This window comes from Jannaschia sp. W003 (assembly GCF_025144335.1).
In the GTDB taxonomy this organism is placed as follows: Bacteria; Pseudomonadota; Alphaproteobacteria; order Rhodobacterales; family Rhodobacteraceae; genus Jannaschia.
In genome coordinates this window covers 1553430-1576448 of record NZ_CP083539.1, presented here as the reverse complement: position 1 = coordinate 1576448, position 23019 = coordinate 1553430, and the positions used below count along the sequence as shown (strand labels likewise).

Here is a 23019-nt window from a genome sequence, read left to right as displayed (position 1 = left end):
TCGGGACCGTGGTTCCTCGGGGGCTTCGGAGGACGCCATGCGCCGAGAGCATTACTTCACCTTCGCCGGCGAGCGGCTCGTCGCCCGCCCCTCAGGCGCGCTCTGGTGGCCCGCCGCGGGCGTGCTGACCGTCAGCGACCTGCACCTCGGCAAGTCCGAGCGCATGGCGCGGCGCGGTGGCCCGCTCCTGCCGCCCTACGAGGTGATCGACACGCTCACGCGGCTCGAGGCCGACATCGCCGAGACCGACCCGCAGGCCGTGATCTCTCTGGGCGACAGCTTCGACGACATGGCCGCCGTGGACGCGATGGTGCCCGACGCCCGCGACTGGATCGCGCGACTGATGCGGGGCCGCGACTGGACCTGGATCACCGGCAACCACGACCCGGCGCCGACGGGCCTCGGGGGACATGCCGCCGAGGGGCTGGAGTGCGGCCCCTTGCGCTTCGTGCACATCGCCACCGAGGGCGGCCGCCACGAGGTCTCGGGCCACTACCACCCCAAGGCGAGCCTGCGGGTGCGGGGCCGGGCCGTGTCGCGCCCCTGCTTCCTGCGCGACGAGCGCCGCTTGGTGATGCCCGCCTACGGCACCTACACCGGCGGCCTGCGTTCGCGCGACGCGGCCCTGACGGCCCTCATGGCCCCCGGCGCGCGCGCGATCCTGGCCGGCACGCCGATGGTCGAGATCCCGATGCCGCGATGAGGCGCGCCCTCGCCGCCCTCGCCCTCGTGGCCGCCTGCGCGGCCCCGCCGCCGCCCGCCCCCGAACCCGTGTTCCGGGACGCGTCCGTGGCGGTGGCCTCGAAGGCCGCGCTCGACCCCGCCCGCCTCGCGGGGCGCTGGCACGGCGCGGCGTGGTTTCCGGACGGGTTCCGCGCAGGCTGCGCCGGGCTGACGTTGGACTACGCCCCCCTCCCCGGCGGCGCGATGTCCCGTAGCGAACGATGCCTTGGCGCGGACGGCGCACCGCTGCGCGCGCGGGGCGGGGTGGCGCGCCCGGACGGGCCGGGGCGGCTCCGGCTCGAGGGGCCGGACGGCGCCGAGCCGCTCTGGGTGCTGTGGACCGACGAGGCGTACCGTGTGGCCGTCGTGGCACACCCCGGCGGCCGCGGCGGCGCGATCCTCGCGCGGGGCTTGCCTTTGCGCGCCGATCTGGGTCGCGCCGCCGCGACGGTGCTGGACTTCAACGGCTTCCGCACCATGGCACTGACGGGGCCTGTGGAAAGTTTTTCTCGCGCCGGCTCAACGCCTTGATCCCTGTCAAGGCAGAAAGTCGGCGGTGGGGGGGAACAAAATCATGGACCGGGGAATCGCCGCCCTGTTAGTAACCCTGCAACGGTCGAGCAGGCCGTAAAAACAAGAACGATAACAACGGCGAAGAATGGGCAGGTATGTCTGGTACAGGCGTCCCGGCGTATGTGATTTCCTGTGTTCAGACTCGGGTGGACGGCCAGCGGCCCTCCACCCGTTCCCCCATTCCCGAAGGCTCCGTCTGGCGATGGTTCGGCCCCGTGCTGCGCCTCGATCGAACGTCCCAGGCCCTGTCGCTCCCCCTCCCCGAGGAACAACGCATCCTGCGCGTCCGCGCCCGCGGCGGCGTGCGCAAGCTCGGGCGCGCCCGAGGCGTCTCGCCCTGGGCCCCCGCCGCGATCGACGACGGCGAGACCCTGCCCGGCCTCGTGCTCGGCGACGGCCGGCGCCGCTGGGTCGCCCGCCCCGTCGCCCGCGCCAATGGCGAGGGGCTGCTCCTGTTCGAGGGCGACATGCCCCCCGCGGGCCGCGACCTGCGCGTGCTGCAGGGCATCGACGCCCCCCGCCGCGGCACCGAATCGCGCGCCACCATCTGCTTCACGCCCGGCACCCTGATCGACACGCCGGACGGCCCCCGCGCCGTGGAGTCGCTCGAGCCGGGCGACCGGGTCCACACCCGCGACGACGGTGCCCAGCCGATCCTGTGGACCGGCCTGCGCCACGTCACCGGCGCCCGGATGTTCGCCTTCCCCGAGCTGCGCCCCGTGCGCATCCGCGCCGGCGCCCTGGGGGGCGGCGCGCCGCGCCCCGACCTCGTGGTCTCGCCCGACCACCGCGTGCTCCTGCGCGGCCCGAAGTGCCGGGCACTGTGGGGCGAGGACGAGGTGCTCGTGCGCGCCCGCGACCTGCGCGACGACCGCGCGGTGCTGCTCGACCACGGCGCCACCGAGGCAACTTATGTCCACCTCATGCTCGCCCGCCACCAGATCCTGCGCGCCAACGGCGTCGACACCGAGAGCTTCCACCCCGGCGAGGCGGAGCTGGCGCATCTGGACCCCATGGAGCGCGCCGACCTCCTGAGCGTGGCCCCCGGCGCGGACCGCGACCCGGCCGCTTACGGCCCGCCCGCCCGGCGCTGCCTCAGCCGCGCCGAGCACGCGATCCTGCGCCACGAGGCCCCGGCGCACCTGTGCTGACCCCCGCCGCTTGACCTCGCCCGCCGCCCCCGCTACGGGGCGGCCTTCATGGTGTTGGCGGCCCCCGCGAGGGGATGCCTGTCGCCCGGACCGGCCCCCTCGGGACGCCGGCGACGGAAAGGACAACGCCCTTCCGGCCCTCTCAGCGAGGCGCGCGCTCCTCGGCCCCACCGGCCGCAGGCCGCGGGACAAGCTGAGGAGGCCATCAAAGAAGGAGATCAGACGGTGACCAAACGCACCTCTGCCAAGTACAAGCTCGACCGCCGCATGGGCGAGAACATCTGGGGCCGCCCGAAGTCCCCGGTGAACCGCCGCGAGTACGGCCCCGGCCAGCACGGCCAGCGCCGCAAGGGCAAGATGTCCGACTTCGGCCTGCAGCTGCGCGCCAAGCAGAAGCTCAAGGGCTACTACGGCGACCTGACCGAGAAGCAGTTCCGCCGCATCTTCGCCGAGGCCGAGCGGGTCCGCGGCGACACCGGCGAGAACCTGATCGGCCTGCTGGAGCGCCGCCTCGACGCGGTCGTCTACCGCGCCAAGTTCGTGCCCACGATCTTCGCCGCCCGCCAGTTCGTGAACCACGGCCACGTCACCGTGAACGGCCAGCGCGTGAACATCCCCTCCTACCGGGTGAAGGAAGGCGACGTGATCGCCGTCCGCGACAAGAGCAAGCAGCTCGCGGTCGTGCTCGAGGCCACGCAGCTCGCCGAGCGCGACGTGCCCGACTACATCGACGCCGACCACAACAAGATGGCCGCCTCGTTCGTGCGGATGCCGTCGCTCGCCGACGTGCCCTACCCGGTGATGATGGAGCCCAACCTCGTCATCGAATACTACGCCCAGAACTGACCCGGCGAAGCCGGGGTCTCCTCCGGCACCCGCGCCGACACACGAAGGGCCGCCCCACCACCGGGGCGGCCCTTCGCGCATCTACGCCTCGGCGCCCCGCGCGTGGTGCAACTCGGCGATGGTGTGCCGCTCGGCCCAGGCCTCCAGCGTCGGGATCGGCTCGTCGAGTGCCGTCTCGCGGTCCAGGTGCGGCAGGTCCGCCAGCAGGAACACGGTTCGCCGCCATGCGGTCCCGCCCCGCGCCTCGGCGTCGCGGGCGTGGTCGAGCAGCGCGGAGGGCAGCTGCCGCTCCACCCGCGGCTCGCCGTACCACAGCGCGAACGGCGCCGCATGAAGCCCCGCCACCAGCTCCGCCAGCCGCTCCGAGGCGTCGCCGGCCCGCAGCGCGCCCACGTTCTGGAGCGCCGCGAAGGCCCGGCCCTTGTCGACGGTCTGGCGGACCGAGAGGAGGAAGCTGACCGACAGCGTCAGGACGACCATTCCGTTCACCCCCACCAGCACGCCCAGGAGCGACCACGGCAGCCCGCCCAGCTCCGTGCGCGCGCCGCCCAGTGTGCTTAGGAGGTGGCCCACGTGGGCGGCGTAGCTCAGCGGCTCGGGCTCGGCGCCCGTGACGGTCATCTCCACCGATCCGGCGCCCGCGGCGAACATCAGCGACCAGCCCAGCCACGTGCCCACGATCCAGAACAGGGCGACGGCGGTCATGACGGCGACGCCCGAAATCGCGGTGATCGACGGCCGCGCCCCCAGCTTCGCGATCCGCCGCAGGGCGCCGAACACGAACCGCCCGATCCAGCCCGTGACCGTGAACCGCGTGGTCGCCCCGATGGTCACCGCCACGAGGTCCAGCGACACGAAGAACCAGATCGCGAGCCCGAGGGCGAAGAGGGTGGTGGAGGCGATCATGGGGAGCTTTCGACCGGAGGCTGCGTCCTGTCCGAATCCCGCCGACGCCCCATCCGTTCCACCGCGCCGCCGTTTGCGTCCCCGCGCGCGCCGTGCCAGATGCCCGCGCGAGAGGGAGGGCCACCATGACCGACGCCGCCGCGCACCCCGTCCACGCCACCATCGAGGGCGCCGTCGTGATGATCGGCTTCGGCTCGATCGGCCGCGGCACGCTGCCCCTGATCCAGCGCCATTTCCGCTACGACCCCGAGCGCTTCCTCGTGATCGACCCCGACCCCGAGGCCTGCGCCGAGCTGGCTCGCCGGGGCATCGCGCACCGTCAGGTGGCGCTGACGCCCGAGAACTACCGCGCGGTCCTCGACGAGGCGATCACCCCCGGCGCGGGCTTCGTGGTGAACCTCAGCGTCGACACCTCGTCGCTCGACCTCATGCGCCACTGCCGCGCGCGCGGCGTGCCCTACATAGACACGGTGGTGGAGCCCTGGGCCGGCTTCTACTTCGACACCGAGAGCAACGCCGAGCGCACCAACTACGCGCTGCGCCAGGCCGTGCGCGACGAGAAGGCCGCGAACCCCGGCGGCACCACCGCCGTGAGCTGTTGCGGCGCCAACCCCGGCATGGTCTCGTGGTTCGTGAAGGCCGCGCTCCTGCGTCTGGCCGAGGACACCGGCGCGGACGCCGCCGCCCCCACGGACCGCGAAGGCTGGGCCGTGCTCATGCAGAGCCTCGGCGTCAAGGGCGTGCACATCGCCGAGCGCGACACCCAGGCCCGCGCCGCCCCCCGCCCCCGCGGCGTGTTCGTGAACACCTGGAGCGTCGAGGGCTTCATCGCCGAGGGCTTCCAGCCCGCCGAGCTCGGCTGGGGCACCCACGAGACCTGGTTCCCCGAGAACGGCCACCGCCACGACACGGGATGCCGGGCCTCGATCTGGCTCGACCGCCCCGGCGCCATCACCCGCGTCCATTCGTGGTGCCCCACCCCCGGCCCGCAGTTCGGCTTCCTCGTGACCCACAACGAGGCGATCAGCATCGCCGACTACTACACGGTGGGCGACGCCGAGGCGCCCGAGTACCGCCCCACCTGCCACTACGCCTACCACCCCTGCGACGACGCCGTACTCTCCTTGCACGAGATGTTCGGCTCCGGCCGCCAGCAGACCGAGCACCACATCCTCTCCGAGGACGAGATCGTGGAAGGCATCGACGAGCTGGGCGTCCTGCTGTTCGGCCACGCGCGCAACGCGCTCTGGTACGGCTCGCGCCTGTCCAACGAAGAGACGCGCCGCCTCGCCCCCGATCAGAACGCCACCGGCCTGCAGGTCACCTCGGCCGTGCTCGCCGGCATGGTCTGGGCACTGGAGAATCCGAACGCGGGCATCGTCGAGACCGACGAGATGGACCACGCCCGCTGCCTCGAGATCCAGACGCCCTACCTCGGCCCCGTCGAGGCGCACTACACCGACTGGACGCCTCTCCAGGACCGCTGGCAGCACTTCCCCGAGGACATCGACGAGTCCGACCCCTGGCAGTTCCGCAACGTGCTCGCCACCTGAGACCGTGGACCGCCTGCTCGACTGGCTGGAGGGGCGCGGCCTCGACCGCCTGAAGGCCCACGACGCGATCCGCCGCGCGGTGCAGTCCGCCGCCGGCGCGGTGCTGGCGTGGCTGGCGATACGCGCGCTGCCCCTGGAGGGCGAGTTCGTCGGCATCCTCGCCGCCGTGCTGATCGTGCAGCCGTCGGCCCAGGGAACCTGGAAGGCGGCGCGGGCGCGTTTCCTCGCCACGGTGCTGGGGTGCGCGGTGGGCCTCGCCTTCCTGCTCGCCCTCCCCGCGGGCTGGGGCACCGCCGTGGGCCTCGCCGCGGCGATGGCGGCCACCACCTTCGCGGCCACGTTCCGCCCCGACTGGAGCTACGGCATCGTCGCCGCCGTGGCGCTGGCGACCACGGAAGGCCAGTCGTTGCTCTGGGCCGCGGGCGACCGCATCGCCTCGATCGCGCTCGGCGCCGTGATCGGCGCCGCCGTGGTGCGATTCCTCTGGCACGACGGCGCCCGCCACCGCTTCAACCGCCACCTCCACGCCGTGCTGGAGGCTCTCGCCCGCGCCGCCGACGAGGCGACCCACAAGGCCGCGCTCTCGGACGCCGCCACCGGCATCGACGCCGAGGCGCATCTGCGTCGCCGCCTCACCCTCGCCCACGAGGCGGCGGATACGCTCGGGCGCGACGCCGACCGCCTGCGCGAACGCCTGAAGGCCTGCGAGGAGATGCAGAGCGCGATCCGCTTCCTCGACCGCGCCGCCGCCGCGCCGGGCGATCTGTGGAACGGCGAGGCCCTGGGCGGTACGCTGGAGGGCTTCAGCCGCGCCGTGGCGCGCGAGCTTCTCGCCCTGTCCGAGACGCCGGACTCCGTGCGCCCCGAGCGTGCCGTGACCGAGGCGCAGGAGGCTGTGACCGCGCGCATCGATGGCGGCGAGGTCTGCGACCGGCGCACCGCCACCGTGCTGGCCTTCGCGATGGACGAGGTGGACCGCGCGCTGGGCGACCTGCGCCGCGCGCTGCAGAGGGGCTAGCGCTTGCGCGCCCGGCGCGCGTGGCGGTTCACGTGCTCGGCCACCACCTTGGGCGCGTGCTCGCCCAGCGCCTCGGCGGGGATCGGGAGGTGGAAGACGGGGCCGAGCCGCAAGACCAGCGCGCCGCCCACCGCCGAAAGGCGCACGCCCCGCGACCAAGGGCCCTCGATCCGCCAGCCGTCGCCCTCGGCCGACCAGCCGTGGTCCGAGAAGCGCGCCTGCAACGTGCCCCGGAACGCCGGCGAGCGCCGCGCCCGGTCCGCGCGCAGGCGGGCCGAGCGGCGCTCCAGCCCGAGGAGCGCCACGATCACCACGCCGACCGGCGCCACGGCGAGGAGCGGCGCGAGATCCAGCCGCTCCGCCACCGCCGCCCACACCAGCAGCGCCACCAGCGCCGCCCCCCAGGCGAGGTCGGCGCGGCCCGAGCGGTCGGCCCGGTCCAGCGCCCGCAGGAGGCCCGGCAGGTCGCGCGCGCGCAGGCGGTCGGTGCGCTCGATCGGCGCCCCGTTGCGGGCGCCCGCGATCCAGCGCTCGATCCGGTGCGCCGCGTCCGCCGGAATCAGCGGGCTGAGCGCGCCGTGGCTGACCGCCAGCGGCGCGCCGCCCCCGGTCCGCATCGCCACGTGCCGCCGCGCCCGCACGACGCGCGCCACGGCGGCCCAGCGCCCCTCGCTCGTGGCCGCGGGTCCCCGCCAGGTGTAGCCCTCGGGGTCGAGCCGCAGCCGCGCCGGGCCGCGCAAGAGCGGCCCGCGCGCCGCCGCGAGCAGGCGCGCCCGGTGCGCGAGGGGATAGAGCGCGAAGCCCGCCGCCAGAGCGCCCGCGGGCGCCCAGTCCAGCCACTCGGCGCGGGGCCAGGCCCATTGCGCCGCCGCGGCCGCCGCGAACAGCGCGGCGTGCGCCGCGAAGGCCGCGCCCCCGCCCTCGCGCCAGGCGATGCGCCGCGCGGTGCGGTGCAGGTCGTGGCCGCGCAGGTCGAAGCGGTAGCGGAGCGTCTCCATCCGCCCCCCTTGCCGCGCGCGCGCGCCGGGGGCCAGCCCGCAGGCGGGCCGCGCACTTTGTTATCGCATATCGGCCCGTGCATCCCTGCACATCCGGGGGGCGCGGCGCGCCTGATGGACAGGCGGCGCCCCCTGCCCTACCTCCCGGCCATGCCGTTCCCGATCGCCCGCGCCGACGCCCTGCCCCCGTGGCGCCGCCCCGAGGCGCTGCTGATGCTCATGGCCTTCGCCATGCCGGTGGCCTTCGCGACGTGGTCGGCGCTGCTGAACAACTTTACCGTGGAGCGGGCCGGCTTCGACGGCGCGGCGATCGGCTGGCTCCACACGGTGCGCGAGATCCCCGGCTTCCTCGCCGTGGGCGTGATCGCCGTGATCCTCTTCGTGCGCGAGCAGACCTTGGCGCTGGTCTCGCTCGTCCTCCTCGGCGTCGCCACCGCGCTCACCGCGCAGTTCCCGTCGCTGGGCGGCCTGCTGTTCATCACGCTCCTCAGCTCCATAGGCTTCCACTACTACGAGACCGTGAACCAGAGCCTCCAGCTCCAGTGGCTCCCGAAGGACCGGGCGCCGCGGATGCTGGGCGTGCTCCTGTCCATCGGCTCGGGCGCGACCCTCCTCGCCTACGGCGCAATCGTGGTCACCTGGCGGGCCTTCGACCTCAGCTACGATCTGGTCTACTGGCTCTCGGGCGGCTTCACCGCCGCTGTCGCCGCGCTGGCGTTCTTCCTCTATCCCTCGTTCGAGAGCCCCCACCCGCAGGTGAAGCGCATGGTGCTGCGCCGGCGCTACTGGCTCTACTACGCGCTGCAGTTCATGTCGGGCGCCCGGCGTCAGATCTTCGTGGTCTTCGCCGGCTTCATGATGGTGGAGCGCTACGGGCTCGCCGTGCACGAGGTGACGGCCCTCTTCATGGGCACGCTCCTGGTAAACATGATCTCCGCCCCCCTCGTGGGCCGCGCCGTGGGCCACTTCGGCGAGCGGTCCGCGCTCGTCATCGAGTACGCGGGCCTCGGGACGATCTTCGTGCTCTACGCCGGGCTCTACCACTTCGACTGGGGGGTGGGCGTGGCGGCGGCACTCTACGTGGCGAACCACGTGTTCTTCTCGCTGGCCCTCGCCATAAAGACCTACTTCCAGAAGATCGCCGCCCCCGGCGACATCGCCCCCACGGCCGCGGTCGCCTTCACAATCAACCACATCGCGGCCGTGTTCCTGCCTGCGCTGCTGGGCTACCTGTGGCTGAGCTCGCCCACGCTGGTGTTCGTGGCCGCCGCCGCCATGGCCGCCGTGTCGCTGATGCTCTCCACGCTGGTCCCCCGTCACCCCGAGCCGGGCCGCGAGACCACGCTCGCCCGCATGCTCCCCGCCCCGGCGGAGTGACCCCGCCACGCCCCGGCCTTGCGCCGGGGCCTCTGGTCTCAGGTGGCGCTGCACGATGATTGGAGCGCCCCGCGAGCGGCACGCGGAGGCCCCAGCGCGAGGCCGGGGCGGAGCCGATTACCCGTCCCGCTCCCGCCCCAGCGCGTCCAGCAGCCGCTGGCGTGCCGCCGGCAGGGGGCGGTTGCCGAGGGACGGGGCCAGCCGCTCCGCCAGGAAGAACCCCGTCAGCCGCAGCGCCGCGAGCACGCCCTCAAGCGTCGCCGGCCCGCCGAGCAGCATGTCGGGCAGCGGCAGCAGCCGGTCGGCCCATTCCCCCGCGCCCGCGCGGCTAACCGCGCGCCCCGTGCGGGGCGACACGAAGGCCAGGTCGTTGGCCCCGCCGCCCGCGGCGCAGGCCGAGAGGTCGAGGCGCATGCCGCCCACCTCCAGCAGCGCCATCTCCCAGGCCACGTAGTCGGGCAGCCAGCCCTCGCCCGAGACGATCGCGTCCGCCAGCGTCTCGGTGCGCGCCTGGAACTCCGGCAGCGCCTCGCGCTCGGGCAGCACGAAGGCCGCGAGCGCGCAGAGCGACGACAATGCGGACAGCCGCAGCGGGTCGCCCAGCACGGCCCCGGCGCGGGCGCGCACAGGCTCCACCGCGAAGCCGCCCATGTGGTCCTCGAGCCGCGCCCGCCAGCGCGCCGAGAGCTGGTTGCCCGGCTGGAGCATCGGCGCCACCTTGCGCGAGCGCCCCCCGTGCACGACGCCGGCGTGGCGCCCGTGCCCGCGGGTGAACAGCTCCAGGATGGCCGCGGTCTCGCCGTGGGGCCGCACGGCGAGCACGATCCCCTCGTCGCGCCACTCCACCTCAGTCCAACCCCTTGTCGCCGAGCATGTGCCGCCCCCGCCGGTCCTCCACCTCCAGCACCCAGAGGTCCGGGTCGAAGCCCCTCTGGCGGCGGGCGGCGGCGTCGCACTCGGCCTCGTCGCCCTCGGTCAGCACCATCCACCGCCGCTCGCCCGACTCGAGGTCGAAGGTGCGGTGGTGCAGCGAGGCCTTCCCGTCCATCGTCGCGCACTTCACCAGCACCGCCCCCGCGGTCTCGTCGCCCCGCGCGACGACGGTGCAGGGAATGCCCTCCTGCTCCAGCCGGCGGCGGTAGGCGGAGATCCAGAAGGAGGCGGTCAAACGGGGGCTCAAGGCACATTCCTCATCTTGCCATAAGTACCTCGGGGGAGCGCGAAGCGCGGGGGCGGAGCCCCCATCATCCGTCTCTGAAATCCAGTCCGATCGCCTCGTACCGCTCCGACTCCTCCAGCCAGTTCGGCCGCACCCGCACATGGAGGAACAGGTGCACCTTCTGGCCGAGGAACTCCGCGAGCTCCTCGCGCGCGGCCTTGCCCACCGCCTTGGCGGTCTCGCCCTTGTGGCCCAGCACGATGCCCTTGTGCCCGTCGCGCATCACGAAGATCGCCTGCTCGATCCGCACCGACCCGTCGGGCCGCTCCTCCCAGGCCTCGGTCTCGACCGTGAGCTGGTAGGGCAGCTCCTGGTGGAGGCGCAGGGTGAGCTTCTCGCGGGTGATCTCGGCGGCGATCATGCGGACCGGCAGGTCGGCGATCTGGTCCTCGGGGTAGAGCAGCGGCCCCTCGGGCATGGCGGCGGCCAGCTTCGCCTTCAGCGCCGGCACGCCGTGCCCGCGCTCGGCCGAGATCATGAAGGTCTCGGCGAAGGGATGGGACTCGTTCAGCTCGGCCGAAAGCGCCAGCAGCGCCTCGGCCTTCACCCGGTCGATCTTGTTGATGGCGAGCCAGACGGGCGCCTGGGGCGGCGCCTCGGCCAGCCGGTCGAGGATCGCGCGCACGCCTTCGGTCAGCCCGCGGTGCGCCTCGACCATCAAGACCACCACGTCGGCGTCGGACGCCCCGCCCCAGGCGGCGGCGACCATGGCGCGGTCGAGCCGGCGGCGCGGGCGGAACAGGCCCGGCGTGTCCACGATCACGATCTGGGCCGGGCCTTCCATCGCCACGCCGCGGATGCGGGCACGCGTGGTCTGCACCTTGTGGGTGACGATCGAGACCTTGGCGCCCACGAGGGCGTTGGTGAGGGTCGACTTGCCCGCGTTGGGCTCGCCGATCAGGGCCGCGAATCCGGCGCGCGTGGGAGTGTCCTGCATGCGGTGCATGTAGGGATTCGGCGCGCGGATTGAAACTGCCGGGGCTTCGCCCGTTCGCGGGCGGATCGGTCCACCGGACCGATCCCGGGAAGCCCGCGAACCCCCCGGGTATTTCCCGCCAGAGGAAGGACGACACCCGCCCCGGCCCTGAGCCGGGGCCTCCGGGCGCAAGAGGCGCTAGCTCACCGGAGCGTGGAGGAACCTTCGCCCCCGAGCGCCCTCACTCGTCCACCATCCCCAGCAGCGCCTTCGCCGCGGCCTGCTCCGCCGCCCGCTTGGCGGCCGCCTCGCCGGTCGCCTCGCGCCCGTCGCCGAGCGAGGCGCGGATCACGAAGGTGGGGGCGTGGTCGGGGCCGGAGCGGTCCACGACCTCGTAGCGCGGGGGCGCCATGCCGCGACCCTGCGCCCATTCCTGCAGCGTGGTCTTGGGGTCCCGCGCGTCGTCCTCCACGGCGTCGATGCGCCCGCCCCAGAGCGCCAGCACAACCTCGCGCGCCTTCTGGAACCCGGCGTCCATGTAGACGCCCGCGATCAGCGCCTCGACCCCGTCGCCCAGCAGCGCCTCCTTGCGGCGCCCGCCGGTCATGCGCTCGGACTTGCCCAGGCGCAGCACCGCGCCGAGATCGATCTCGCGGGCGATGGCCGCGCAGGTCTCCTTGCGGACCAGCGCGTTGAAGCGGGGGGCGAGCTGGCCCTCGGGCGCCTCGCGGTCGCCCTCCATCAGCGCCTCGGCCATCACGAGGCCGAGCACGCGGTCGCCCAGGAACTCCATGCGCTCGTTCGAAGGGCGCTGGTCCGAGGAGAACGAGGCGTGGGTGACGGCGCGCACCAGGAGCTCGGGCTGCGCGAACCGATGCCCCAGCCGGTCCTGGAAGGCCTCCAGCTCGCGCGACAGCTTCACACGATGCGCTCGAAGAAGCGGTCGAGCCTCCAGGTCCAGACGTAAATCATACGCGCGCCCGCGGACGAGAACACCACCCGGTCGGCGCGGCCGATCAGGTTCTCGAACGGCACGAAGCCCACGCCCCCGATGGCGCGCGGCACGCGGCTGTCCGAGGAGTTGTCGCGGTTGTCGCCCATGAAGAAGTACTCGCCCGCCGGCACCGTGAAGAGCGGCGTGGTGTCGGTCGAGGTGCGGCCGATGTCGAGCACGTGGTGCGACTCGCCGTTCGGGAAGGTCTCGAGGTAGCGGTCCTTCAGGCAGTCGCCGCCGAGGCCCACGGGGTCGTTGGTGCAGCGCGGCACGAGCTGCTGCGGCCCCTGGGGCAGCTTGGCCTCCACGAAGGGCTCCAGCGGCTCCATCTCGACCGGCGCGCCGTTGATGTGCAGCACGCCGCTCCGCATCTGGATCGTGTCGCCGGGCAGGCCCACGAGGCGCTTGATGAAGTCCTGGCCGTTGGCGGGGTGGCGGAACACGATCACGTCGCCGCGCTCGGGCTGGCTCCCCAGGATGCGCCCCGAGATCGGGCACATCGAGAACGGGCAGGAATGGCGCGAGTAGCCGTAGGCCATCTTGTTCACGAACAGGAAGTCGCCGATCAGCAGCGTGTCCTTCATGGAGCCCGACGGGATCCAGAACGGCTGGAAGAACAGCGTGCGGAAGATGCCCGCGATCACCAGCGCCCAGAAGATCGTCTTGAGGGTCTCCCAGAACCCCTCCTGCTTCTCCGCCTTGGCCACCATGCGTCCCGTCCCCCGTTTGCCCCGCCGCACTGCCCCGCGCCCGCGCCGGTGTCAACGCGGCCCCCGCGCGCGCGCCGGGCGGGGGGCGGGGCAGGCGCGTTAACCATTTATAGTGCAATTACAGAGGCTTGATCCCGCAGGGAAAACCCCGGGATTGCCGGGTGGCAACTTTTTCGGGGGCCGCGCGGGCGGCGATCAGCCGTAGGGGATCGCCTCGATGATGACCACGGCCTGCGCCCAGGGGTGGTCGTCGGTCAGGGTGACGTGGATGCGCGCCTCGTGGCCCTCGGGGCACATGCGCTCCAGCCGCTCGGCGGCCCAGCCGGTGACGTGCATGACGGGCTGCCCGGTGTGGAGGTTGCTGACGCTCATGTCCTTCCAGGCGATGCCCATCCGCAACCCCGTGCCCAGCGCCTTCGAGCAGGCCTCCTTGGCGGCCCAGCGCTTGGCGTAGGTGGCGGCCTGGTCGGGGCGCCGCTCGGCCTTGCGCCGCTCGCGGTCCGTGAACACGCGGTCGCGGAAGCGGTCGCCGAAGCGGTCGAGCACCCCCTGGATGCGCTCGATGTTGGCGAGGTCGGTGCCGATGCCGAGGATCACGCAGCCGCCCCCCGCCGGGCGAGCGAGACCGCCGCGTCGCGCAGCATCGCCAGCCCCGCCAGGCCGAAGAGCACGGCGGCTACCCCGTCGATCCCGCGGCGCGCCCGCCCGTAGGCGCGGCGCAGGGGCGCGCGCGAGAAGGCCAGCGCGTAGGCCACGTAGATCGCGACGGTCAGCGCCATCGCCAGCGGCACCAGCAGCCAGCCGGTCCACGGCGCGTCCGGCGCGGTGCCGACCGCGATCGTGGCGGACCAGGCCAGCACGGCCTTCGGGTTCGAGAGATTGAGAAGCAGGCCCGCGCGGAAGCCCGCGCGCAGGGGCGGCGCCGGGGACGTGTCGGGGCGCAGCGCCGAGCGCCCTGCCCCCCAAGCTAGCCAGAGGAGGAACAGGCCGGCGAATAGCTTGAACGCGAGCAAGGCGGAGGGCGCGGCCAACAGCACGGCGCCCAGTCCGGCGGCCGCCACGACGCCCCAGACGCCCAGCGCCAGCGCGAGGCCCAGCGTCAGAGGCAGCGACGCCGCGAAGCCCCGCGCCATGGCCGTGGAGACCACGGCCAGCCCCGCGGGGCCGGGCGAGGCGCAGACCACCGCGAAGGTCGCGAGGCCGATCAGCAGCGCGTCCGCGCCTCCCACCTCAGGCCCCGCCCCGCGCGGCATTCATGCGGCGGCGCATCTCGCGGATCGCGTCCTCCAGCCCGCGGAACAGCGCCTCGGCCATGAGGAAGTGACCGATGTTCAGCTCCACCACCTCCGGCAGCGCGGCCACGGGGCCGACGCTGTCGTAGGTCAGGCCGTGGCCCGCGTGGACCTCCAGCCCAGCGGCGTGGGCGGTGCGGGCGGCCTTGCGGATGCGGTCCATCTCGGCGTTTGCATCCGCGGTGCGCCCCTCGGCCACGGCGTCGCAGTAGGCGCCGGTATGCAGCTCCACCACGGCGGCGCCGATGCGGGCGGCGGCCTCGATCTGCGCCGGGTCGGGGGCCACGAACAGCGACACGCGGCTGCCTGCCTCGCGCAGGGGGGCCACGTAGTCGGCGAGGCGCGCGGCGTCGCCCGCCACCTCCAGCCCGCCTTCCGTAGTGCGCTCCTCGCGGCGTTCGGGAACAAGGCACACGGCGTGGGGGCGGTGGCGCAGGGCGATGGCCTGCATCTCCGTGGTGGCGGCCATCTCGAAGTTGAGGGGGACCGAGAGCGCCTCCACCAGCGCCTCGATGTCGGCGTCGCGGATGTGGCGGCGATCCTCGCGCAGGTGGGCGGTGATGCCGTCGGCGCCGGCGCGCTCGGCCAGCTTGGCGGCGCGCACCGGGTCGGGCACCGCGCCGCCGCGCGCGTTGCGCACCGTCGCCACGTGGTCGATGTTCACGCCGAGCCGAAGCCGATCCATCCCAAAGCCCTCCGTTTGCGCCTTCGTAGGACGCGCGCGACGCACGGGCCACCCCCGTCTCCACCGCGGGGCCGGCCGCTCAGTCCGCCGGCATGCGCCCCGCGGCCTTCTTGGCGGCGGCCTTCTCGGCGGCGCGCGCGCGGATCGCGTCGAGCTTGGCCTTGATCAGGCCGCGGCGGCGCTTCTGGTAGGCAGTGATGAGCGGCATCGCCAGGGTGTAGGCGGCCAGCCCCGCAAACACGCCGGGCACCAGCCCGCCCACGAGCCAGGGCCAGAACACGTCGTTCCAGAACACCCGCAGGGCGGACCAGTCCACGGCCTCGCCGCGCAGCGCGTGCCAGGCGTTCCAGAACATGTCGTCGCCCGCGCCCGCAAGCTTCGAGAACAGGTTCTCGTCCACGGCCCCGCGCAGCTCGGTGCCCAGCATCCAGTGGCCGAGATTCAGCGACACCACGGCGATCGGCACGTAGGTGAGCGGGTTGCCGAAGAAGGTGCCCAGGAGGGCGGCCATGACGTTGCCGCGCACGATCCAGGCGAGCGCGGCGGCGATCACGAAGTGGAAGCCGTAGAAGGGCGTGAAGGTCACGAACACGCCCACGCAGATGCCGCGGCTGATCTTCTGGGGCGTGTCGGGCAGCCGGCGGAGACGGTGCTTGACGTAGAGCGCCGCGCGCCGCCAGCCGCCGCGCGGCCACACCGCGTGGAGCAGGGACTGCCAGAGGGGCAATCGGTCGCGGCGCTTGAACATCGCTCCTCCTTCCGGCCTCGCGGCGTGATCCCGTGCCCGCGCGCGGTCCGGGGATCAGACCGGCTGGGCGGTGCGCTGCGCCGCCGCGACGGCGGCCGCCGTCTCCCGGTGGCGGGCAGCGCGGGCGACGTCGCTGTCGCTGTCGACCGCCATGAGGACCGCATGCAGGTGTTCCGCATCGCGCACGTCCATGTCGAGAAGCAGGCGGAAGAAGTCCGGTTTCCGGTCGATGAAGCGCAGGTCGGAGATATTGGCGTTCTGCTCGCCGATCAACGTGCAGATCCGCCCCAGAACGCCCGCGTCGTTCGAGATCGTGAGGTCGACCGTGACCGCATGGGAGGCGGCGTGATGGCCGGGCGCCCACTGCAGGTCGATCCAGCGCTCGGGCTGGTCCTCGAACTCCACCATGCGGGGGCAGTCGATGGCGTGGACCTGAACGCCGCGGCCCCGGTTGGCGATGCCGACGATGCGCTCGCCGGGCACGGGCTGGCAGCAGGGCGCGCGGTCGTAGTGGGCGCGGGGGTCGACGCCGACGATGGCCCGGGCCGGGTCGACGTCCGGCACGGGGCTGCCGTGGGCCAGCTCGGGATAGAGCGTCTCGACCACCCGCCGCGCGGTGAGCTGCGAGGCGCCGATCGCGGCTAGCAGGTCCTCGTCGTCGTCGTAGCCCAGCGCGTCGGCGGCGGTGCGCAGCGCCTTCTCGGTGGCGCGCTTGCCCATGTGGGCGAAGGCGGCGCGCGCCAGCTCGCGCCCCAGCCGCACGTGGCCCACGCGGCGCTCCGCCTTCAGGGCGCGGCGGATCGCGGACTTGGCGCGCCCGGTGGTGGCGATGTCGATCCAGGTGGCCTGCGGCGTCTGGGCGGCGGCGGTGACGACCTCCACCGACTGGCCGTTCTTGAGCCGGGTCCAGAGCGGCACGCGGATGCCGTCGATCTTGGCGGCCACGGTGCGGTGCCCGAGGTTGGTGTGGATGGCGTAGGCGAAGTCGATGGGCGTGGCGCCGCGGGGCAGCTTCACCACCTCGCCCTTGGGCGTGAAGCAGAACACCTGGTCGGTGTACATCTCGAGCTTCACCGCCTCCAGGAACTCGGCGTGGTCGGCCGATTCCTCGAAGCGCTCGGTCATCTGCCGCAGCCAGACGGCGGGGTCGACCGCGAAGCGGTTCGCAGTGCGCACGCCATCGCGGTAGCTCCAGTGGGCGGCCACGCCGCGCTCGGCCACCTCATGCATCTCGCGGGTGCGGATCTGCACCTCGACGCGCTTGCCGTCGCGGCCCAGCACGGTGGTGTGGATCGAGCGGTAGCCGTTGGACTTGGGCTGCGAGATGTAGTCCTTGAAGCGCCCCGGCACGAGCGTCCACCGCTGGTGCACGGCGCCGAGAGCTGCGTAGCAGTCGGCCGCGGAGTGGGTGACGATGCGGAAGCCGTAGATGTCGGACAGGCGGCTGAAGCCGATGCCCTTCTCCTCCATCTTGCGCCAGATCGAGAAGGCGCGCTTGGCGCGGCCCTGCACCTCGGCCTCGATGCCGGCCTTCCACAGCTCGTGCTCGATGTCGGCGGTGATGCGGCGGATAACGTCGCCCGACTCGCGCTGGAGGCGCACGAAGCGGCGCAGGATCGAGTTGCGCCCGTCGGGATTGAGGACGGCGAAGGCGAGGTCCTCGAGCTCCTCGCGCATCCACTGCATGCCCATGCGCCCCGCGAGGGGGGCGTAGATGTCCATGGTCTCGCGCGCCTTCACCACCTGCTTCTCGGGCGGCACGTGCTTGATGGTGCGCATGTTGTGGAGCCGGTCGGCCAGCTTCACCAGGATCACCCGCAGGTCCTCGGCCATGGCCATGAACAGCTTGCGGAAGTTCTCGGCCTGGCGCGTCTCGGCGGAGTTGAGCTCGATCTTGGTGAGCTTGGTGACGCCGTCGACCAGTCGCGCGATGTCGGTGCCGAAGCGCCGCTCCACCTCGTCGTAGGAGGCGCGGGTGTCCTCGATGGTGTCGTGCAGCAGCGCGCAGGCGATGGTGGCGTCGTCGAGGTGCTGCTCGGTCAGGAGCCCGGCCACCTCGACGGGGTGCATGAAGTAGGGCTCGCCCGAGCGGCGCACCTGCCCGCGGTGCATCTCCTCGGCATAGGCGTAGGCCCGGCGGATCAGGTCGCCGTCGGAGCGCGGGTTGTAGGCCCGCACGAGGGCGGCGAGGTCGTCCGCCGAGATCATCGACGCGCCGGGGGCATCAGCGCTCGCCCTGGGCCTCCATGAGGGCGCGCAGGAGCTTCTCCTCGCTCATGTCGTCCTGGGAGGGCGTGTCCTTCTCGACGCCCTTCAGGAGGGTCATCGAGTCGTCCTCGGGCTCGTCGACCTCGATCTGGGTCTGGTTCGACTCGATCATGCGCTCGCGCAGGTCGTCGGCGGACTGGGTCTCGTCGGCGATCTCGCGCAGGGCCACGACCGGGTTCTTGTCGTTGTCGCGGTCCACGGTCGCGGGCGAGCCGGTGGCGATCTCGCGGGCGCGGTGGGCCGCCAGGAGCACGAGCTCGAAGCGGTTGGGAACCTTGTCGACGCAATCCTCGACCGTCACGCGGGCCATGGCGACACCTCATCGTTGGGAAGCCGCGTCCTTACGGGCCGAGGCGCCGATTGGCAAGTGGGGGCTTGACAGGACCGCGCCGGCGCACCGGGCGGGCGGGGCCGAGCGGCGCGAGGTGCAGCCGCTCCGCGAGGGGCAGCGCGGCGGCGAGCGCGCGCGCGGTGCGCCCCGTCACGGGGTCGCGCCAGCGCGGCGCCACCTCGGCGAGGGGCAGGAGCACGAAGGCCCGCTCCCCGAGGCGCGGGTGGGGCAGCACGAGGCCGCCCGGCACCGCGCGCCGCCGTGCCCCGTCCAGGCGGCGCCATCGGGCCTGCGCGGCCGCGTCGGGCCGCACGAGCCGCCCGGCCGCCACGAGGTCGAGGTCGATCAGCCGCGCACCCCAGCGCTCGCGGCGCACCCGGCCCATCGCCGCCTCGATCCCGTGGAGCTGCGCGAGCGCCCGTTCGGGCGGCACGAGGCGGGGCAGCACGGCCACGGCGTTCACGAAGTCCGCGCCGCCCGCGCCCGGCGGCCAGGGCGGCGTGCGCCAGGGCTGCGAGACGCGCAGGCCCGGCCCCCACAGACGGCGCAGCCGGGCGGCGGCCCGCAGCACGGCGGCGCGATTCGCCGCACGCACGTGGCCGGCATTGGCACCGATCGACACGGCCGTTACGGTGCCCGCTTCGACGCGACCCCCATTCATGCGGCGCGAATCATTAGCCACGTCCTCCAGCCCGCTGCGGACCTCGCCTCCGCTCGCGCGCCCCGCCACGCAAGGGATTTTCATCATGTTCTACCGCGACGAGCGATTGGCGCTCTTCATCGACGGATCGAACCTCTACGCCACCGCCAAGGCGCTCGGCTTCGACATCGACTACAAGCTCCTGCGCCAGGAGTTCATGCGCCGCGGCAAGCTGCTGCGGGCCTTCTACTACACCGCGCTGCTGGAGAACGACGAGTACTCGCCGATCCGCCCCCTGGTGGACTGGCTGCAGTACAACGGCTTCACGCTGGTGACGAAGCCCGCGAAGGAGTTCACCGACGCGCAAGGCCGCCGCAAGGTGAAGGGCAACATGGACATCGACCTGGCCGTCGACGCCATGGAGATCTCGGACCACGTGGACCACGTGGTGCTGTTCACCGGCGACGGCGACTTTCGCCCGCTGGTGCAGGGGCTGCAGCGCCGGGGCACGCGGGTGTCCGTGTGCTCCACCATCCGCTCGCAGCAGCCGATGATCGCCGACGACCTGCGGCGCCAGGCCGACAACTTCATCGAGCTCGACGATCTGCGCGACGTGCTCGGCCGCCCGCCCCGCGACGCTGCCGCCGCCGCCCCGCGCGAGGGCACGCAGCCGGCGGCGGCGCGCACCCAGCCCCCCTCCTCCTCGGCCGCGGGCTGAGGGGCAGCCCCTAGCGCGGGGGCCGCGCCCGGAACGCGGGCAGGCGCCATCCGAGCCGGATCGCGCCCGCCCGCAGGGCGAGGGTCACGGCGACGCAGACCGCCAGCGGCCCCGGCGCCGCCAGCCCCGCCTCGCGCGCCGCCACCGCCGCGGCGCCGCCCGCGAGGGCCGCGGTGGCGTAGAGCTCGCCCGCGCGCAGCACGAGCGGCACCTCGTTCGCCACCACGTCGCGCACGAGGCCGCCCACGCAGCCCGTCACCACCCCCATCGTCACCTGCACCCAGAGCGCCGCCCCCTGCCCGTCCGCGGCGGCGATGCCGGCGGCGGCGGCCACCGACAGGGCCACGGCGTCGAGCCAGATCAGCGTCGCGATCCGCGAGGCGAGCAGGTGGTGGAGGAAGAACACGGCCGCCGCCGCCCCGGCCGCCACCACGAGGGGCGCCGGCTCGGCCAGCCAGAACACGGGGCGGTCCAGCAGGAGGTCGCGCGCGGTGCCGCCGCCCACGGCCGTCAGCGTCGCCATGAACGCGAAGCCCACCGGGTCGAGTTGCGCGCGCGCCGCCGCGAGCGCCCCCGTCACCGCGAAGACCAGCACCGCGAGGAGGTCGAGGGCCTCGGGCGGCGTCACCGCCCCCGGCCGCCGCCGCTGCCGCGCTTCGGCTTGAACGGCGCCATGCCGGCTCGGGCCAGCGCGTCGGCGCGCTCGTTCTCGGGATGGCCGGCGTGGCCCTTGACCCACTTCCACTCCACCGTGTGCCGCGCCTGCGCCTCGTCGAGGCGGCGCCAGAGGTCCTCGTTCTTCACGGGCTTCTTCGTGGAGGTCTTCCAGCCGTTGCGCTTCCAGCCGTGCAGCCAGGAGGTGATGCCGCCCTTCACGTAGGCCGAATCGGTCACCACCGTGAGCGTCGAGGGCCGCTCCAGCGCCTCGAGGGCCGCGATCGCGGCCATCAGCTCCATGCGGTTGTTGGTAGTGTCCGCCTCGCCGCCCTTCAGCTCGCGCTCGCGCAGCACGGCGCCCCCGTCGCGGGCGACGAGGAGCGCGCCCCAGCCCCCGGGGCCGGGATTCCCGGAGCAGGCGCCGTCGGTATAGGCGAGGAGGTCAGGCATGACAGGGCACCCGTGGTTCGGAAGGGTCAGAGCGCCACCGGCAGGAGCAGGAGCACCACGCCGGCGGTGAGGAGGACGCGCAGGGTCATCCACCACGGCGGTGCGAGCGCGTGGCGCCAGAACAGCCAGTCGAGGCCGAGGAGGCCGACGAAGCCGGCGATCAGGGCCACGGCGGCGGCCTCGGCGCCGCCGCCGGTGGTGAAGAAGGCCCAGAGGGCCGGGAGCGTGGAGAGCGCGTAGCCGGTGGCGGCGACGCGGGCGTCCTCGGCCTTCGCTGCGAAGCCCCAGAGCACGCCCGACATGAAGGCGAGGATGATCGCGCCGTAGAACAGGCCCACGTAAGGTCCGACGAAGCGCGGGCCGACCCAGGCCGCGGTCTGCAGCGCGAGCCACGGCGACCACATCGTCAGCACGCCCCACAGGAACGGCAGCAGGCCGGCGAGGCCGAGCAGGAGCGGCGCGCGGGGGACGGGGGCGAACATGGGCGCGCTTGTGCCCCGCCGGGGCGCCGGGTGGAAGCGGGATCGTGGCGGCAGCGGTCAGGCCCGCTCCAGCGCCAGCCGCGCGGCAAGGGCTGCGAACACGCCGGCGAAGGCGCGGTTCAGCCAGGCCACGGCGCGGCGCGAGGCGAGGACGCGGGCGCGCAAGGTCGCGGCGAAGAGGCCGTAGAGGATGAACACCGCGAAGGTGAGGCCCATGAACACGGAGCCCAGCAACGCCATCTCGGCGGTGGCGCGGGCGGGGTCGCCGCTCAGGAAGGGCGGCAGGAGGGCGAGGAAGAAGATCGAGAGCTTCGGGTTGAGGATGTTGATCGCGGCGCCCCGTCCGGCGATGGCGAGAAGGCCACGGCCCTCGGCGCCCTCGGGGCGCACGGCGAGCGCGCCGGTCTGGCGCAGCGCACCCCAGGCCATCCAGAGGAGGTAGGCGACGCCGGCCCACTTCACCGTGGCGAACAGGAGCGCCGAGGCGTGGAGGATCGCCGCCAGCCCGAGGGTGGCGGCGGCGAGGTGGGGCACGATGCCCACCGTGCAGCCCGCGGCGGCGGCCACCGCGGCCCGGCGCCCCCGCCCGAGGCCCAGCGCGAGGGTGTAGACCACGCCGGTGCCGGGCGCGACGACCACCACGAGGGCGGTCACGAGGAACTGGAGGGAGATCATGGGGCGGGCCTCGCGGGTGGGACGCGGGCACCGTGGCGCGGCGGGCGGCGTGCGTCCAGCCGGGCGTGGGCCTCAGGCCGGCTCGCGCAGGACGCGGGGGACCTTGAACTCCACGGTCTCGCGGGCGGTGACGATCTCCTCGACCGCCACATCGTAGCGGGCGCGGAAGGCGTCCACGACCTCGTCGATGAGGACCTCGGGGGCCGACGCGCCGGCGGTGATGCCTACGGACGCGGCCCCCTCCAGCGCGCGCCAGTCGATGTCGGCGGCGCGCTGCACGAGCTGAGCGTAGCGGCAGCCCTCGCGGGCGCCGACCTCGACCAGCCGCTTCGAGTTCGAGGAGTTGGGCGCGCCCACCACCAAGAGCGCGTCGATGCGCGGCGCCATGGCCTTCACGGCCTCCTGGCGGTTGGTGGTGGCGTAGCAGATGTCCTCCTTGTGCGGCCCGACGATCGCCGGGAAGCGCCGCTGGAGGGCGGCCACGATCTCGGCGGTGTCATCTACCGAGAGAGTGGTCTGGGTGATGAAGGCCAGGCGCCCGGGGTCGCGGGGGGCAAGCGCGTCCACCCCCTCGACGGTCTCGACCAGCAGCACCTCGCCCGGGGGGAGCTGGCCCATGGTGCCCACGGTCTCGGGGTGGCCGGCGTGGCCGATCATCACCATCTGCAGGCCGTTCTCGTGGTGGCGGGCGGCCTCGATGTGGACCTTGGAGACCAGCGGGCAGGTGGCGTCCACGAACACCATCTCGCGCGCGGCGGCGGCGGCGGGCACCGATTTGGGCACGCCGTGGGCCGAGAAGATCACGGGGCGGTCCGGGGGGCACTCGTCGAGCTCTTCCACGAACACGGCGCCCTTGGCGCGGAGGCCGTCGACGACGTAGGCGTTGTGGACGATCTCATGGCGCACGTAGACCGGGGCGCCCCACTTCTCGAGCGCCATCTCCACGATCTTGATGGCCCGGTCCACGCCCGCGCAGAAGCCGCGCGGCGCGGCGAGGAGGAGCGTGAGGGGCGGCTTGGGGGCGTCGGTCATCGGCGTGTCTCCGTCTGCGCCCCACCTATGGGTCGAGGCGCTTCGGGTCCAGTGGGG

The 23019-nt window shown here is 73.5% G+C and carries 27 protein-coding genes; 8 read left to right on the top strand and 19 right to left on the bottom strand.

Going from position 1 to position 23019, the window contains the following annotated elements; genetic code table 11:
• The first annotated feature begins 37 nt into the window (after nt 1-37).
• From pdeM to rpsD, 4 genes are all read left to right on the top strand, one after another.
• Nucleotides 38-703: a ligase-associated DNA damage response endonuclease PdeM gene (gene pdeM, locus K3554_RS07765; RefSeq protein ID WP_259945613.1), complete on the top strand. Its 666-nt coding sequence runs from the start codon at nt 38-40 to the stop codon at nt 701-703.
• Entirely contained in the window at nt 700-1254 is a 555-nt protein-coding gene (locus tag K3554_RS07760; protein ID WP_259945610.1) for a lipocalin family protein, read from the top strand. The genes pdeM and K3554_RS07760 overlap by 4 nt, the downstream gene beginning before the upstream one ends.
• Nucleotides 1255-1511: 257 nt before the next feature.
• The gene (locus tag K3554_RS07755) at nt 1512-2447 is read left to right on the top strand and encodes a Hint domain-containing protein (RefSeq protein WP_259945608.1); all 936 of its coding nucleotides are present in this window, start codon (nt 1512-1514) and stop codon (nt 2445-2447) included.
• A 225-nt stretch (nt 2448-2672) separates the two neighbouring features.
• Complete coding sequence (gene rpsD, locus K3554_RS07750; protein WP_259945606.1) at nt 2673-3293, top strand: 30S ribosomal protein S4; 621 nt, start codon at nt 2673-2675, stop codon at nt 3291-3293.
• An 81-nt stretch (nt 3294-3374) separates the two neighbouring features.
• On the opposite strand, the gene K3554_RS07745 is transcribed toward rpsD, so the two are convergent.
• Nucleotides 3375-4199 (bottom strand): hypothetical protein, encoded by an 825-nt coding sequence (locus K3554_RS07745; RefSeq protein WP_259945604.1) that lies wholly within the window; start codon nt 4197-4199, stop codon nt 3375-3377.
• A gap of 125 nt (nt 4200-4324) precedes the next feature.
• Between K3554_RS07745 and K3554_RS07740 the strand changes: the two genes are divergently transcribed.
• Nucleotides 4325-5752 (top strand): homospermidine synthase, encoded by a 1428-nt coding sequence (locus K3554_RS07740; RefSeq protein WP_259945602.1) that lies wholly within the window; start codon nt 4325-4327, stop codon nt 5750-5752.
• A 4-nt stretch (nt 5753-5756) separates the two neighbouring features.
• Nucleotides 5757-6770, top strand: a complete 1014-nt coding sequence (locus K3554_RS07735; protein ID WP_259945600.1) for an FUSC family protein — start codon at nt 5757-5759, stop codon at nt 6768-6770.
• Here K3554_RS07735 and K3554_RS07730 read toward each other — a convergent pair.
• A complete protein-coding gene (locus K3554_RS07730; protein ID WP_259945598.1) occupies nt 6767-7768 on the bottom strand; it encodes a hypothetical protein in 1002 nt (333 codons plus the stop codon). The genes K3554_RS07735 and K3554_RS07730 overlap by 4 nt on opposite strands.
• 150 nt (nt 7769-7918) lie before the next feature.
• Here K3554_RS07730 and K3554_RS07725 point away from each other — a divergent pair, with 150 nt between their 5' ends.
• A complete protein-coding gene (locus tag K3554_RS07725; RefSeq protein ID WP_259945595.1) occupies nt 7919-9145 on the top strand; it encodes an MFS transporter in 1227 nt (408 codons plus the stop codon).
• 117 nt (nt 9146-9262) lie between these two features.
• Here K3554_RS07725 and recO read toward each other — a convergent pair whose 3' ends face one another.
• The 12 genes from recO to folK all read right to left on the bottom strand — a co-directional run bounded on the left by recO (nt 9263) and on the right by folK (nt 18879).
• The gene (gene recO / locus K3554_RS07720; protein ID WP_259945594.1) at nt 9263-9991 is read right to left on the bottom strand and encodes a DNA repair protein RecO; all 729 of its coding nucleotides are present in this window, start codon (nt 9989-9991) and stop codon (nt 9263-9265) included.
• A gap of 1 nt (nt 9992) precedes the next feature.
• Nucleotides 9993-10313, bottom strand: coding sequence for a DUF1491 family protein (locus K3554_RS07715; protein ID WP_259945593.1), 321 nt, complete (start codon nt 10311-10313; stop codon nt 9993-9995).
• A gap of 76 nt (nt 10314-10389) precedes the next feature.
• Entirely contained in the window at nt 10390-11301 is a 912-nt protein-coding gene (gene era / locus K3554_RS07710; protein ID WP_259945591.1) for a GTPase Era, read from the bottom strand.
• Between the two features lie 220 nt (nt 11302-11521).
• Nucleotides 11522-12202 carry a ribonuclease III gene (gene rnc / locus K3554_RS07705; protein ID WP_259945589.1) on the bottom strand — a complete coding sequence of 227 codons (681 nt, stop codon included), beginning with the start codon at nt 12200-12202 and terminating at the stop codon, nt 11522-11524.
• Nucleotides 12199-12984 carry a signal peptidase I gene (gene lepB / locus K3554_RS07700; RefSeq protein ID WP_259945586.1) on the bottom strand — a complete coding sequence of 262 codons (786 nt, stop codon included), beginning with the start codon at nt 12982-12984 and terminating at the stop codon, nt 12199-12201. Before lepB ends, rnc begins: the two co-directional genes overlap by 4 nt.
• Before the next feature lie 195 nt (nt 12985-13179).
• Complete coding sequence (acpS, locus tag K3554_RS07695; RefSeq protein ID WP_259945583.1) at nt 13180-13581, bottom strand: holo-ACP synthase; 402 nt, start codon at nt 13579-13581, stop codon at nt 13180-13182.
• The gene (locus tag K3554_RS07690) at nt 13578-14213 is read right to left on the bottom strand and encodes a LysE family translocator (protein ID WP_259945580.1); all 636 of its coding nucleotides are present in this window, start codon (nt 14211-14213) and stop codon (nt 13578-13580) included. Before K3554_RS07690 ends, acpS begins: the two co-directional genes overlap by 4 nt.
• Before the next feature lies 1 nt (nt 14214).
• Nucleotides 14215-14961, bottom strand: coding sequence for a pyridoxine 5'-phosphate synthase (locus K3554_RS07685; RefSeq protein WP_259945578.1), 747 nt, complete (start codon nt 14959-14961; stop codon nt 14215-14217).
• A 79-nt stretch (nt 14962-15040) separates the two neighbouring features.
• A complete protein-coding gene (locus K3554_RS07680; protein WP_259945576.1) occupies nt 15041-15709 on the bottom strand; it encodes a DUF2062 domain-containing protein in 669 nt (222 codons plus the stop codon).
• Nucleotides 15710-15763: 54 nt separating this feature from the next.
• Complete coding sequence (locus K3554_RS07675) at nt 15764-17917, bottom strand: bifunctional (p)ppGpp synthetase/guanosine-3',5'-bis(diphosphate) 3'-pyrophosphohydrolase (protein ID WP_259945575.1); 2154 nt, start codon at nt 17915-17917, stop codon at nt 15764-15766.
• A gap of 16 nt (nt 17918-17933) precedes the next feature.
• A complete protein-coding gene (rpoZ, locus tag K3554_RS07670; RefSeq protein ID WP_259945574.1) occupies nt 17934-18287 on the bottom strand; it encodes a DNA-directed RNA polymerase subunit omega in 354 nt (117 codons plus the stop codon).
• A 31-nt stretch (nt 18288-18318) separates the two neighbouring features.
• Nucleotides 18319-18879, bottom strand: coding sequence for a 2-amino-4-hydroxy-6-hydroxymethyldihydropteridine diphosphokinase (gene folK, locus K3554_RS07665; protein ID WP_259945572.1), 561 nt, complete (start codon nt 18877-18879; stop codon nt 18319-18321).
• Between the two features lie 175 nt (nt 18880-19054).
• Between folK and K3554_RS07660 the strand changes: the two genes are divergently transcribed.
• Complete coding sequence (locus tag K3554_RS07660) at nt 19055-19666, top strand: NYN domain-containing protein (protein WP_259945568.1); 612 nt, start codon at nt 19055-19057, stop codon at nt 19664-19666.
• A 10-nt stretch (nt 19667-19676) separates the two neighbouring features.
• On the opposite strand, the gene K3554_RS07655 is transcribed toward K3554_RS07660, so the two are convergent.
• The 5 genes from K3554_RS07655 to ispH all read right to left on the bottom strand — a co-directional run bounded on the left by K3554_RS07655 (nt 19677) and on the right by ispH (nt 22962).
• Entirely contained in the window at nt 19677-20294 is a 618-nt protein-coding gene (locus K3554_RS07655) for a trimeric intracellular cation channel family protein (protein ID WP_259945565.1), read from the bottom strand.
• Nucleotides 20291-20773 (bottom strand): ribonuclease HI, encoded by a 483-nt coding sequence (gene rnhA, locus K3554_RS07650; protein ID WP_259945563.1) that lies wholly within the window; start codon nt 20771-20773, stop codon nt 20291-20293. The genes K3554_RS07655 and rnhA overlap by 4 nt, the downstream gene beginning before the upstream one ends.
• Nucleotides 20774-20799: 26 nt before the next feature.
• The gene (locus tag K3554_RS07645) at nt 20800-21255 is read right to left on the bottom strand and encodes a DUF3429 domain-containing protein (RefSeq protein WP_259945561.1); all 456 of its coding nucleotides are present in this window, start codon (nt 21253-21255) and stop codon (nt 20800-20802) included.
• Between the two features lie 57 nt (nt 21256-21312).
• Complete coding sequence (locus K3554_RS07640; protein ID WP_259945559.1) at nt 21313-21930, bottom strand: LysE family translocator; 618 nt, start codon at nt 21928-21930, stop codon at nt 21313-21315.
• A 72-nt stretch (nt 21931-22002) separates the two neighbouring features.
• Entirely contained in the window at nt 22003-22962 is a 960-nt protein-coding gene (gene ispH, locus K3554_RS07635) for a 4-hydroxy-3-methylbut-2-enyl diphosphate reductase (protein WP_259945557.1), read from the bottom strand.
• Nucleotides 22963-23019: the final 57 nt, after the last annotated feature.